General features: G+C 54.9%; 14 protein-coding genes. 12 read left to right on the top strand and 2 right to left on the bottom strand.

Annotated elements, in window-relative coordinates; genetic code table 11:
• Positions 1-65: 65 nt before the first annotated feature.
• A complete protein-coding gene (locus J4G78_RS13200; RefSeq protein WP_207986999.1) occupies positions 66-1475 on the top strand; it encodes a flavin monoamine oxidase family protein in 1410 nt (469 codons plus the stop codon).
• Entirely contained in the window at positions 1472-2365 is an 894-nt protein-coding gene (locus tag J4G78_RS13195) for an alpha/beta fold hydrolase (protein ID WP_207986998.1), read from the top strand. The genes J4G78_RS13200 and J4G78_RS13195 overlap by 4 nt, the downstream gene beginning before the upstream one ends.
• A 53-nt stretch (positions 2366-2418) precedes the next feature.
• On the opposite strand, the gene J4G78_RS13190 is transcribed toward J4G78_RS13195, so the two are convergent.
• Positions 2419-2826 carry a hypothetical protein gene (locus J4G78_RS13190; protein WP_207986997.1) on the bottom strand — a complete coding sequence of 136 codons (408 nt, stop codon included), beginning with the start codon at positions 2824-2826 and terminating at the stop codon, positions 2419-2421.
• A gap of 53 nt (positions 2827-2879) precedes the next feature.
• A complete protein-coding gene (locus J4G78_RS13185) occupies positions 2880-4892 on the bottom strand; it encodes a TonB-dependent receptor (protein ID WP_207986996.1) in 2013 nt (670 codons plus the stop codon).
• A gap of 227 nt (positions 4893-5119) precedes the next feature.
• On the opposite strand from J4G78_RS13185, the gene J4G78_RS13180 reads away from it, so the two are divergent.
• The 10 genes from J4G78_RS13180 (at position 5120) to J4G78_RS13135 (ending at position 12776) form a co-directional block, all read left to right on the top strand.
• Positions 5120-6130 (top strand): alpha/beta fold hydrolase, encoded by a 1011-nt coding sequence (locus J4G78_RS13180; RefSeq protein ID WP_207986995.1) that lies wholly within the window; start codon positions 5120-5122, stop codon positions 6128-6130.
• On the top strand, positions 6117-7268 hold the full coding sequence (locus J4G78_RS13175; protein ID WP_207986994.1) for a nitrilase-related carbon-nitrogen hydrolase: 1152 nt from the start codon (positions 6117-6119) through the stop codon (positions 7266-7268). Before J4G78_RS13180 ends, J4G78_RS13175 begins: the two co-directional genes overlap by 14 nt.
• Before the next feature lie 75 nt (positions 7269-7343).
• Positions 7344-7646: a DUF1330 domain-containing protein gene (locus tag J4G78_RS13170; protein ID WP_207986993.1), complete on the top strand. Its 303-nt coding sequence runs from the start codon at positions 7344-7346 to the stop codon at positions 7644-7646.
• Positions 7643-8116 carry a VOC family protein gene (locus J4G78_RS13165; RefSeq protein ID WP_207986992.1) on the top strand — a complete coding sequence of 158 codons (474 nt, stop codon included), beginning with the start codon at positions 7643-7645 and terminating at the stop codon, positions 8114-8116. The genes J4G78_RS13170 and J4G78_RS13165 overlap by 4 nt, the downstream gene beginning before the upstream one ends.
• Positions 8117-9211 carry an NADP-dependent oxidoreductase gene (locus J4G78_RS13160; protein ID WP_207986991.1) on the top strand — a complete coding sequence of 365 codons (1095 nt, stop codon included), beginning with the start codon at positions 8117-8119 and terminating at the stop codon, positions 9209-9211.
• Between the two features lie 29 nt (positions 9212-9240).
• Positions 9241-9693: a VOC family protein gene (locus tag J4G78_RS13155; RefSeq protein WP_207986990.1), complete on the top strand. Its 453-nt coding sequence runs from the start codon at positions 9241-9243 to the stop codon at positions 9691-9693.
• Complete coding sequence (locus tag J4G78_RS13150) at positions 9693-11051, top strand: MFS transporter (protein WP_207986989.1); 1359 nt, start codon at positions 9693-9695, stop codon at positions 11049-11051. The genes J4G78_RS13155 and J4G78_RS13150 overlap by 1 nt, the downstream gene beginning before the upstream one ends.
• On the top strand, positions 11048-11854 hold the full coding sequence (locus J4G78_RS13145) for an alpha/beta fold hydrolase (protein WP_207986988.1): 807 nt from the start codon (positions 11048-11050) through the stop codon (positions 11852-11854). Before J4G78_RS13150 ends, J4G78_RS13145 begins: the two co-directional genes overlap by 4 nt.
• Complete coding sequence (locus tag J4G78_RS13140; RefSeq protein WP_207986987.1) at positions 11851-12153, top strand: YciI family protein; 303 nt, start codon at positions 11851-11853, stop codon at positions 12151-12153. Before J4G78_RS13145 ends, J4G78_RS13140 begins: the two co-directional genes overlap by 4 nt.
• 29 nt (positions 12154-12182) lie before the next feature.
• The gene (locus J4G78_RS13135) at positions 12183-12776 is read left to right on the top strand and encodes a carboxymuconolactone decarboxylase family protein (protein WP_207986986.1); all 594 of its coding nucleotides are present in this window, start codon (positions 12183-12185) and stop codon (positions 12774-12776) included.
• Positions 12777-12871 lie beyond the last annotated feature (95 nt).

Raw genomic sequence — 12871 nt, 5'->3', positions numbered from 1 at the left:
GCCTTTGTTTTTGTCCGGACAAATTAACCTTGCCTTGATCCCCCTGTTTCTGTCAACATGGAGCCATGTCCAATCAAGCCAATCGGATCAGCAGACGCGCGTTTGTGGGAGGCCTGAGTGCTTCGCTGCTCGCCGGTGCTGCACCGCGCCGCACGTGGAGCAAGACCACTGCCGATGTGATTGTCATCGGTGCAGGTCTCGCTGGACTACATGCGGCAAGCCTTATGGAAAAGGCGGGCTATAGGGTGATTGTGCTGGAAGGTGCCGGCCATGTCGGTGGCCGCCTGCATACGCTGGACGATTTGCCCGGCAAGCCGGATGCGGGCGGCATACAAATTGGTGCGGGTTACCAGCGTTTTCACGCTATTGCCGATCAACTGGGCGTAGAGCGCTACGTCCCGCCGCCGTCCGGGCGCGGCGCTCTTTATCATATTGGCGGAACATCGATGACTGCAAAGCAATGGCCAAAAGCGATGGAGAACATACTATCCGAAACAGAAAAAGCAATTCCGCCGGATCGCTTGCTTTTCTCCTATCTCAAAAACCTGCCAAAATTCGAAAATATCGCAGACTGGATGCAGCCAGAACATCAGACCGTGGATATGGCGCTGAGCCAATATTTGCGGGATCAGGGGGCGTCGGCAGAAGCGCTGCGCCTGATCAACGCCAATCTCAATGGCAACAGCATTGATCAACAATCGGCCCTGCATTGGGCGCGCAGTCTGGCCATATTTCGCATGGGCGGCGGCCCCACCCGTTACGTTCGCGGCGGCACGCAGCGGATGACGAATGCCATGGCCGCATCGCTGCGTAGTGAGATCCTGCTCAACAGCGCCGTCATGGCCATTCAGGATGAAGGCGACGGTGTGGAAATCGCGCTGACAGACGGGCGCAAATATGGCGCGCGCCATATTATCTGCACCGCCCCGTTTTCCGCCCTCCGTTCGATACGGATTGAAGCGGATTTGCCACCTGACCTTCGCATGATGATCGCACGTCTGCCTTATACCAAAGCCAGCTTTGCCTATCTCGCGGCCAGCGCGCCCTTTTGGAAAAGTGACGGCCTTCCGGAAACGATCTGGTCGGATGATCCGATGCTGGGCCGGATGTTTGTGCTTGGCGATGATCCGGCCATGGTCAAAATCTGGCTGAATGGCCCCAGCGCCGATCTCGTCGACGCGATGGACGATGCGACCGCTGGCGCTGCAATCATTCGCAAGATTGAAACCGCGCGGCCCTCTGCCAAAGGAAAGCTCAAATTCCTGCGTATGTTCAGTTGGCAGAAAAACCCGTTCGCACGCGGTATCTACCACCATATTGGCGCGGGTCAGGGATCGGCTTTGGTATCCGCAACCCGCCATCGCGGGCGCCGCCTCCATTTTGCTGGAGAACATCTTGCGCAGCATAGCTCTGGCATGGAAGGCGCGCTGGAAAGCGGCCAGCGGACGGCAGCGCATGTGCTGGAAAACTTATGACAATGAAGGGCGAGGAAACTGGCGAGATAAATAGCTTGAAGCAGGAAAAATGGAGCCGGCGGCAAATCATCGCAAACGCCGCCATGGTCGGCCTGACAGCCGCGTTAAGCGGATGTGCCAGCACGCGTAAACAGCCTGTAATTGCACAGCGCGCCGGGCCATCAAAGACTTTCGTGCTTGTCCATGGAGCTTGGCATGGCGGTTGGTGCTGGCGCGATGTCCGGTCGCAACTCGAAGCGTTGGGCCACCGCGTGTTTACGCCGACTCTCACGGGGTTAGCGGAGCGCGCCCATCTGCTCTCAGCGGATGTCGGGCTGGATACGCATATCACTGACATCACGTCGCTGATCGACTATTATGATTTGAACGACATCGTGTTGGTCGGCCACAGCTATGGCGGGATGGTGATTACCGGCGTTGCTGATGCGATGAAGGACCGGATAGAAGCCATTATCTATCTCGATGCGGCTTTGCCAAAAAATGGTGAAACGATGATTTCGCAAGGGCCCGAACGGAGCCCCGCAGTCATCGCACAAATCCAAACAGCCCTGTCAGGATTGGCCCCAGATGGCGTTGGCATGGCGGTGTTCCCATCCGAAAGCCTTGGCATCCCTAAAGGCCATCCGAGCTATGATTGGGTCGCCCAAAAACTCACGCCCCATCCCCTGAAAACCTGGCTGGACCCCATCACGCTTGAAAATGGGGGCTCAAGCGGTTTGCAGCGCAGCTATATCCATTGCACCGCGCCCGCCTTGCCCAATAGCAGCTTTCCCTATCACGCGGCGCAGGTCGAGACCGATCAAAGCTGGACCTACCACGCGCTGGCTACGGGTCATGATGCGATGGTGACTGCTCCCGGTGAGATTGTGCGAATATTGACAACTGCATGAAAAACCCCGCCATCTTCTCGGACAGCGGGGTTATGGATTAGACTTTCTTTCGTTTAGAATTTAAACTTGGCTTCAGCTCCAAAGCTGCGACCGCGGCGAAGCGGAATGAAGAAAGCTCGTGGTCCACTGGTATCAGCACTTTGACCGGCGGCTGCCAAAGCGCCGAACGGGATATCCCGCGGTGCGAAGCCATAGCCGAAATCGAGCCAGCGTGTGGCCAATGGAGTTGAATCTTCATCGAACAAGTTGCGGCCAAAGACAGCAATTTCCCAATTTTCTCCGCCAATGCCAATCTTGGCACCGCCGATTGTTGCTGAGCCAGTTTTTGCGCGATTATGCACCTGCACGAATTTCGAAGATTCATGGCTGATATTAAAGTTGATGAAATATTCCATCGTGTCGGAGAGGCCATCACGCCAGTCAAACGCTGTCGATAGCTGCCAATCAGATCCAAGTGGCAACCGGCGACCGCTAATATCGCATAGCGCATATTCCGGATCATTCGGGCGGCTCTCTAAACCGACCGGCTGTTTAAGCCCCCGGAATTGAGCGTATATTCAAACTCGTCACACCCGCGTGTAAATTTAGCATCGGTATATGCTGCCGTTGCTGTCACGGTAAATTGTTGAACGGGACGCATGATCACTTCAAGTTCAAAACCTTTGACTTCTGCATCGCCTTGGTTGGATGCAATAGATGTGGTTGCTGTTCCCGCCCCAGGGGTGGTCAGCACCGGCTGAGTCAGCTGCACATTTTTAATCTCGTTATAGAATAGCGAAAGATTGGTTTGAAGCTGTCCGCCAAGCCAGGTTTTCTTGATCCCCAACTCACCACCACGCAGCGTCTCATCCTCATAAGTCGGCAATCCATTGGCCGCACCGATGCTGCCATTGAGACCACCAGGTTTGTTACCTTCTGTATAAATGGCATAGACAAGCGTGTCGGGATTGGGTTGCCAATCCACGGTTACACGCGGGACAAAATCGGTTGTTTTGAAAGGTGGCGTCTCAAAAAGATCACCATCGGTAGTAGCGGTTGCACCGTTAATCTCGAGAAAGCCCTTTTCCTCATCAAGATAGCGACCTTCGACGCCGATCGTGACTGTTTCACCCAAATCAGCTTCGATACGTCCAAAGATCGATTTATTTTCGATCGTCTCAATCTGATTATCATTGTCGCGGAAAAAGTCGGTGCCTGCGCGACCAGATTGTTTGGTGATGTCAAATTGCTTGCGCCGGAAATCATAATAATAGACGCCAAGCAATCCGCGAATAGGCTGGTCTTCCGGACTGAAGATTTTTGCTTCTATGCTGAAATCTTCAAATATCCGCCTGTTTGTCGAAGAGAAAAACGCTTCGGAGACAGACGGAGGACCAAAGAATAGATTGAGATTGCTGTGATCAGAATCAAATCCAGTAAATGTTTCGTCATGCCGATAACCGGTGACTGTGCTCAATACCCAGCCGGAACCGCCAATATCCCAATTCATTTTGCTGTTCAAAGTCCAGCGTTCCAATGAGATACCGGAAATACCGGCAAGCCCAGGTGTCGTGGAATCAAGACTGGGTCCACCGTTGAAGATGCCTGGCTCATCACTGTTCAAGAAAATATTATCTGGGTCCGGGCGCAGGACACCACAAAAATATTGGTTTTCATTATCATTTTGTCCGCGCGGACCAAAGTTGCGAAAGCGTACACTGCGAAAACCGGGCTCACAGTTATTTTCCGATGCAAATTGCAAAGTACGCGGGAACTCCTCGTCGCGGTCTTTTTGATATCCGACGCGAATGCGGAAATCGAAGTCATCGGTCGGCGTATAGAATAGCGTACCGGAAATGGACTTAGTCTCTTCACCACCCACATCCTGACGACCCGAAATCTGGTTGGTAAACTCGCCTTCATAATTATAGTAACGGCCATCGACACGCGCCGCCAAAACGCCGGGAACAATCGGCAGATCAAGGCTGCCTGTCACTTCATATTCGCCAAATTCTGCAATTCGGCCGCGAACCTGTCCGCCAAATTCATCACCAGGATTTTTGGTGATGAAGTTGATCGCGCCGGAATAGGTGTTCCGGCCGTAGAGCGCCGATTGCGAACCCTTCACGACTTCAACCCGCTCCAGAGCATCGAAATTGATCGATTGAATATCACCACGGAACAATGCGCCGTCGATAAAAACCGATGCGCCGGATTCAACACCAAATTGAACGCCCGCCAACACATTACCAAGGCCGCGAATGACCGGACGGTCCGTCCCACGGCCAAACGCCTGACTAAAGCTCAAGCCTGGGGTCAAGGTGGCAATGTCATTTACGTCCCGCAGGTTTTGCTCATCCAGGCTTTCAGATGTAAACGCAGTAACGGCGACGGGGGCATCGTTGATCGATTCCGCTGTTTTTCGAGCTGTGACGATGATGACATTGGGGTCTTCTTCAGCCGCTTCTTGCCCCGTTTCCTGGGCATATACCGATACAGGTGTTGCAGCAGTAGCAGCCAGAAGAGCCGCCTTCAGTAACGTTTTCATGATGTTGTCTCCCTCGACCGGATGACTCCGGCTTTTTCTTATCCTCTTTTATGGAATTCCAACAAATCTGATAATTTGTCCAGACAAATTTTTAATAACAGCTGTTTGAGCCGGAAAACTGTCACAAAAATACAACGCTTACCGCCGGGTTGGAAGGAAAAGACCTAGAATCGCGATGACGCTAATTGATAATTTGTCCGGACATTTGCAGGATTTTCTGATAGGCCATGGCAAAATTATATGCCGAGCGAGGACCGATGCGGCTCATAAGAGATCACGTTTTTTTGCCCTGCTTTGCGGCATTGGCACTTTTTTCAGGGACCACAGATGCTCTGGGACAATCCGATTCGCCCATCACAGCTGAAACAATATCGATAAGCATGGAGCGAGACTTTATCGCCGGTCCCTTTGGCCAAGTACATGTTCGGATTGCGCGGCCGGCGACGAAAACCCAAAAACCACCGCTGGTGCTGTTTCATCCAACCCCCTATTCCAGCGACTATTTTGTCAAATTCATGCAACTTATGGCCGCGGACCGTGTGGTCATAGCCATCGATACACCCGGCTATGGCGACTCCGATCGGCCAAAAGAGTTGCAGTCAATTGAGGGCTATGCTGGTTCCGCTGCTGCTGTGCTCACAGCGATGGGCTATGGCAACAAGCAGAAGCAGCCTGTTGATATACTCGGCTATCATACGGGCACCCTGATCGCCACCGAACTGGCCATCCGCCATCCTGACCTCGTCCGCCGACTGGTGCTGCCTGGCCTACCCTTTTTCACGGGAGAAAAACGCAAAGAGGCTTATAAAGCCAATGCCAAGCCTGAACCTGTGACGTCCGACGGATCACATCTCAACAAGAAATGGGAATTCGCCACGGCGGCAACCGACGTCGGCATGCCTCTGGAGCGCGCGCAGGCACATTTCAACGACCTGATGCAATGTTATCCGCATTGCTGGGAGGCCTATCATGGCGTCTTTACTTATCCGTCGGAAAACCGCTTTCCGGCAGTCCAGCAGCCGGTTCTGCTGGTCACCAATGACGGCAGCTTGAAACAGGAAACGGGAGCGGCTCTGCCCTTGTTTCCAGATGCACAGCTTATGCATATTAGTGGGGTGACGCTTGGTGGTTTTGATCTTGCGCCAGAGAAATATATCGCTCTCATCCGCCCCTTTCTGGACGGTGAGCTCGACAAAAAAATGCACAGCGGAAGGGAAATTAGTGATGGACGAAAATGATGGTGTTTCGCGGCGCAGCCTGTTCGCTGCCGGAACCGGTCTCGCCGCCGGTGCGGCGCTAAGCTGGACCGATTATGCGCAAGCCGCCGTCAAGGGCGGGCCGGACAAGCTCAACTTCACGCCGGACGGCCGTTATGCAACGGTGCCGCTGGCCAAAGACACCATATCACTGGGCGTCGCGCAGGCGCGAGTCGTTCCGGTGGAGCTCACAAATCTCAAGCAAACCCGCCGCGCCAATGTGCAGCATATGGTGGACCTGATCGATGCCGCGAACGGTTTCTCGGGTCCAAAAGATATAATTTTTTTCCATGAATTCCCCATCACCGGCTATTATCACAAGTGGAACATCAACGACGCCCGGCGTGCTGCGATTGAAATACCGGGCGAAGAAACCGAGATGCTTGCCCGGAAGGCCCGTGAATATGGCTGCTGGCTTGTGTTTGGTTCCTATGTCCGCGACCCAGACTGGCCGGAAAGTTTGCTATCCATCACCACGATCATGAATGGCAAGGGTGAGGTTGTCGACAAGCACTGGAAAGCGCGCAATATCAAAGGCTTTTTCGGCGGCGATTTCGAACTGTTCACCACCACTATTTATGATGTGCTGGACCGCTATGTCGAAATGTACGGAGCCGACGCGGTCCTCCCCGTCACACGCACGCCGATCGGTAATATTGCGACCAGCTCGGTACAGCGCGAACCAGAGCTGTTCCGGGCCTTTGCCATGAAAGGCGCTGAAATCATCCTGCGCACGGCGACCGGCGGTTTCAACCCGATCGATATGCAGGCAACGAGCCTCTATAATGGCGTTTATACCGCTGTCGCGAACAACGCCGCATCGCCGGAAAACCCTTATTATTTTGCCGATGCTGGCGGAGGAGGCTCAGCCATTTACGCACCGGATGGCGAGGTTATGAAAATTGCCAAAACTGCCTTTGAAACACTGGTGACGGCCCGCATCCCGATTGCCAATTTCCGGACGCGCAATCGCCAACCCATTGTCCATAGCGAACTCTTCATGCCCGTGTTCGAACAATATCGCTCTCGCTACGGGCCCAATCTTTTTTCCGACTATCAGCCAAAAGATACTGCCGATTCCGGCCGCTATTTGCGGGACAAAGCCAGGTGGCCGAAATAGCCGTGAAATAGCGGTTGCAATAAGCCGCCTCTTGCGTAATTTGTCCGGACAACTTTTGGAAGAGAGGACTCGCCCATGCCCGCTTACATGATCGTTACCGCCAAAATATCCGATCGCGACAAATTTATCTCTGGCTATGGCGCCGCTGCTGGCGCTCTGGTCGAAAAATTCGGTGGCAGATATGTCTTGCGCGGCCCGGGCGCCGAGCTTCTCGAAGGAGATTTTGGCGACGGCGCCTCCATGGTCATTTCCGAATGGCCGGACAAAGCGGCGGTTCATAAATTCTGGAACAGCCCGGAATATCAGGAAGCCAAAAAACTGCGGGCCGACATCGCCGATTGCCAGGTCCTCGTCATAGAAAGCCCCAAAATCGTATGACTGATATTATCAAACGCACGACCCTGATGGTTCGCGACGGGGATGCCGCGTCGAACTGGTATGAAACTGTTTTTGGCATGACCAAGTGGATGGACACGCCGTTCACCCTGTCAGGCACGCAATTGGCTGCGGGTAAAAAGGGCGACAAGACCCGCCTGATCATCCTGAAATGCGAACATGACATGATCGGCATGATTGGCCTGCTCGAATGGCTCGACCCCAAACAGGATGCACCGGAAGAATTGCCCACCGAAATCAAGTTTGGCGCACCGGTTTTCGTCGTTGCATCCGAGGACGCCAAAGGCGCGGTGGAACGGGCACGAGCGCTTGGTTCACGCATCCACAGTGAACCGCGCGAATGGAGCGTGACCGGCGCTGATGGCAAACAAAAGGATATGATCGGCTGTTCTTTCTGGGACTTGGACGGCTATTTCTTTGAAGTGAACCAGGTCGTGAAGGTTCATGACTGAGTGACCGCCGCCGGTTCCTCTCTTGCGGATTTTGATGCCCTCTCCACGGGCAAGCAGATTGATGATGATGCCAATTACCAATGGCGGGTCGCAGCAAGGCCGGTGGGCAATGTCGTGCCGTCTGATTTTGAATGGGCGGTCACTGACATACCGGAACCCGGAGAAGGCGAAGTGCTGCTCAAGACCCATTATCTTGGCCTTGCTCCTGTCATGCGCTTTTATATGCAGGGCACCGGTGCAGCCGGAGAACGCGTGCTGGAACCCGGTGATGTCATTCACGGCCGCGGTGTGGCGCAAGTTGTCAAATCGCGTCACCCGGACTGGCGTGAAGGCGAGATGGTGCAAGGTCAATTGGGTTGGCAGACTTACAAGGTCTCCAAAATGACGCCGCAGGAGAAATTTTTCCGGATGCCGCCCAATGGGTTGCCTGCGGCTCTGGGTTCCGGAGTGTTAGGTATGACGGGCCTCTCTGCTCATGCCGGGCTATTTTCCTGCGGCGATCCCAGAGAAGGCGATCGCATGGTTTTGTCCGGGGCCGCTGGCGGGGTCGGATCAATGGTCAGTCAAATGGCCACGAATGTGGTTGGTTGTGATGTTGTCGGCATGGCCGGAGGACCGGAAAAATGCACGTTCATCCTCGATCACGGCTGTTCTCATGCCATCGATTATAAATCCGAGAATATCGAAGCACGGCTTGATGAATTGCGACCCGATGGTGTTGACCTATATTTTGACAATGTTGGCGGCGAAACGCTGGAGGCTTGTCTCGAACGGCTAAGGCTTCACAGCCGGGTCGTGCTGTGCGGATCGATCAGTGAATATACGCGGGACGAGCCGTTCAAGCTGTCCAACTATACCCGGCTGCGCGCCACGGAAACGCGGATGCAGGGCTTCTTTGTCTATAATCATCTGGACCGCTGGAATGCCGTTATGGATGATCTGGCAGGATGGATACATGACGGCAAGCTGAAGCCTGTGCAGGATGTCGAACAGGGTTTCGAACATATGCCCCGGGCGCTGGCCAATCTCTACTATGGCCAGAATGTCGGGGTGCAATGCTGTTCGGTGCGCGGCGAGCCAGAGGCATGGAATTGAGGCACAAGGGAATTGAGGGAGACGGGATCATGAGTGAGAAACAACAGACGCGATTTCAGCGAGGCAATTTTGTCGTGGCCGATATCGACCGGGCGCTGACCTTTTACCGCGACGTGCTGGGGTTCGAGGAAACCTTTCGCAAAGGTCATAATCCCGACAGCTATTCCTTCCCGGTTTTTGAGATACCCAAAGAGGCAGAGATCGGATTTTCGATCCTGTCGCTGCCGGGTCAGCCGCGCGTTATGGCTCTGTCGGAGGTAAAAAACGTACCGCTGGAACCTGTCCCCCATCCCCGGCGGGGCGCGATTGTGCTGGATGTCGCCGATCCCGATGCTGTGATGGCAGGGGCACGGAAACTGGGCTTGCAGGTCTATGAAGAAGGCCGGCTTGAAACCCATGACGGGCGGATCGGTCGCGAGATCGGGATTGTCGATTTTGATGATAATCTGGTGGTCATCTATCTCATTCCGGACGCGCAATAATGGCCAGTCAGACGGATCAACCCCAGGCAGACGCACCCGCTGTTCCAGCCAAGCCCTATCCCAGCGCCGCGGCGGGCTGGTTTCTGGTGGTCATGCTCACCATCGCCTATATTTTCAGTTTTGTTGATCGCTATATCCTTGGCCTTTTGATTGAACCGATTAAGGCGGAGTTTGATCTGTCCGACCGCCAGATCGGCTGGTTGCTCAGCGCCTTCACGCTGGTCTATGGTTTTGTCGGTATTTTCATGGGCTGGCTGATTGATCGCGGTAAACGCATCTGGATCGTGTCAGTGGGGGTAGCCTTATGGTCAGCCGCTACCGTCGCGACCGGCATGGCCAAAAATTTCTTCCAGCTATTCGCCGCGCGCATGGGCGTCGGGGTCGGAGAAGCGACGCTCAGCCCCGCAACATTTTCGATGATTGGTGACAGTTTCCCGACCGAGAAACGCGGCAAGCCGATTGCCTTCTATTCCTCTGCTCTACCCATTGGCGCGGGCCTCGCCTCGCTGTTGAGCGGCGCGATCATCGCCTGGACCGCGGCAAGTGGTAGCCAGTCCCTGCCCTTTTTTGGGGAATTATCACCCTGGCGTTTCACGCTGGTCATCGTCGGTCTTCCCGGGATGATTTTTGCGCTCTTCTTCCTGTTCATGAAAGAACCGGCACGACGCCCCGTCGCAGCATCAGAAGATGTGATCAGCGGCAGCGGCTTTTTCGATGCGCTGAAATATATCTGGCGCAACAGGATGCTCTATATCGGCTTTGTGCTGATCATCTGCACGATGACGACCATTGCTTATAGCCAGGGATTTCTGGCCCCTACTTTTGAACGGACATGGGGATGGTCGGCACAGAAATATGCTTTCGTCAATGGCGTCGCACTGCTGATAATCGGCCCGGCCAACATGATGATCATGGGCACAATTTCCGACTGGTGGACGAAAAAGGGCGTGCAGGATGCGTCCTTGCGCATCCTCTATATCGGCTTTTTCATCATGGTCCCGACCGCCGCGATCCCGCTGTTCATGCCCAGCGCCGAACTGGCCTTTGCGATATTGTGCATCAATACGATCGGCATTGGGATCGTGTCCGCCATTGGTGTCACATCTTTGCTGGTCATCACACCGGCGCAAATCCGGGGTCAGGTGGTCGCGCTTTATTATCTGGCGATCAGCTGGTTCGGGTCACTCGGCCCCATCGCCGTGGGCGAACTGTCGAGCAGCGTGTTTGGCGAAGATAATCTCCGCTATGCGGTCGCGGCGGTCCCGCTGATTTTTGGCGTGGTGCCATTTCTCATGATGCCAGTGACGCGGCGGCTTTACCGTGAACAAATGGTGCGCTTGGGCGCTGCTAGCGAATGATCCGCAAAGGATATAGCGACGGGCCATTCGGCCAAGTGCACTGGCGGATGCTGGAGCCGAAAGGGGCGGCGTCAAAACCAGACCTTTATTGCCTGCACCCCGCCCCGTTTAGCGGGCTCGCCTTTACCACCATCATGCCGTATCTCGCGCAAGACCGCTGTATCTTTGCACCGGATTATCCCGGCCATGGGGGCTCAGATGCTTTCAAAGAAGAACCGGCAATAGAAGAATATGCCGCGGCGATGATGGCGGTGGTTGATGAACAGTCGAGCGGTGGCGCGGTTGATCTGATGGGCTTTCACACCGGAAATCTCGTTGCAGCCGAAATGGCCCTGACCGCACCGGAGAAAATAGGGCATCTAGCGCTGATTGACGTCCCCGCTTTTGATGCCGAAACGAGCGCCAAGTTCAGAGCCGCGAGCGCCAGGACATTTGAAATCACGTCCGACCTCGCCTGCCTCGAAGGACCTTGGGAACGGGGGATGACTAAGCGCATTGAAAGCCAGACAATGGAGCGCAGTTTTGAGATGTTTACCGAGCAGTTGCGCCCGGGTAGGCTGATGAACAAGGCGTTCCATGCCGCGTTCAGCTATGATGTTGAAGCCAGACTGCCAGCGGTGAAGCACGAGACACTGATTTTGGCGTCCCAATCAGCCCTGCTGGACGCCACCCGTCATGCTGCCGAGATCATGCCGGGCGCGACATTTATCGAGCGGCTGGATATCAAACGCGCTGTGCTTGACGAAGCGGCGGAAAAAACGGCAGCTGAAGTGCTAAAATTTTTGGATAGGAGATCGTCATGAAAGCTTTTGCCATCTATTGCACGGACAAGCCGGATACCGAACAAAAGCGTCTCGACACACGCAGCGCGCATTTTGCCCATATCGAGACGACGCTCGATAATCTGTTTGTCGCCGGACCGTTCAAGAACGCGCACGGTGACACTGTGGGATCGCTGTTGATCGTCAAAGCCGAGACGGAGGCAGATGCCCGTGCGCAGCTTGAAGCCGATCCCTATTTTCACGCGGATATCTGGGCCGATATTCGGATTCACGAGTTTACCGCAGCCGCCGGTGACTGGATTGGCGGCAAGATATGGTAGACTTTTCTATTCCCTGAGGAGATCAGAAAATGACCCGCATCACACCGCTGACCATGGATGAACTGCCGGACGAAACACAGGCGGCCCTCAAATTTTCTGAAAATCTGATGGGCTATGTCCCCAATTCGGTGATGACCATGGCGCACTGGCCGGAATTGCTCGGCGCGTTTCGCGGGTTGGTCAGCGTCATCTATGGGGAAAGCGCCATCGACAATGGTCTGAAGCGCCTGATCGGAGCCGTGGTGAGCGCTGCGGCCGGATGCCAATATTGCAAGGCGCATACGACATTGGGCGCCCGCGATGTCGGCGTGGACGAAAAGAAAGTGAAAGCGGTCTGGGACTATCAGTCCAGCGACCTGTTCAGCCAGGCCGAGCGGGCGGCGCTGGACCTCGCCTTTGCCGCCGGACAGGTCCCCAATGCGGCAACCGACGCACATTTCGCCGCGCTGGATGCCCATTATGACGAACGCCAGAAAACCGAGATTATGGCCGTGATCAGCATGTTTGGTTTTCTCAACCGCTGGAATGACAGCCTGGCAACCGCGCTGGAAGACAAGCCGTTTGAATCAGCCAGCAGCCTGTATCAGCCAGACCAATGGCAGGCCGGGCAGCATCGGCGGTAGATACTCGTGCCGCTGCGCAGGCAGGGGTACATCTCCTTAGCGTTCATCCGGACGCGAACTTTGGAGATAGGTTCCTGCCTGCGCAGGAACACAGC

It is taken from the genome of Parasphingorhabdus cellanae (assembly GCF_017498565.1).
Taxonomy (GTDB): domain Bacteria; phylum Pseudomonadota; class Alphaproteobacteria; order Sphingomonadales; family Sphingomonadaceae; genus Parasphingorhabdus; species Parasphingorhabdus cellanae.
The sequence above is the reverse complement of the archived record's forward strand: the minus strand, read 5'-3'. Positions and strand labels throughout refer to the sequence as shown.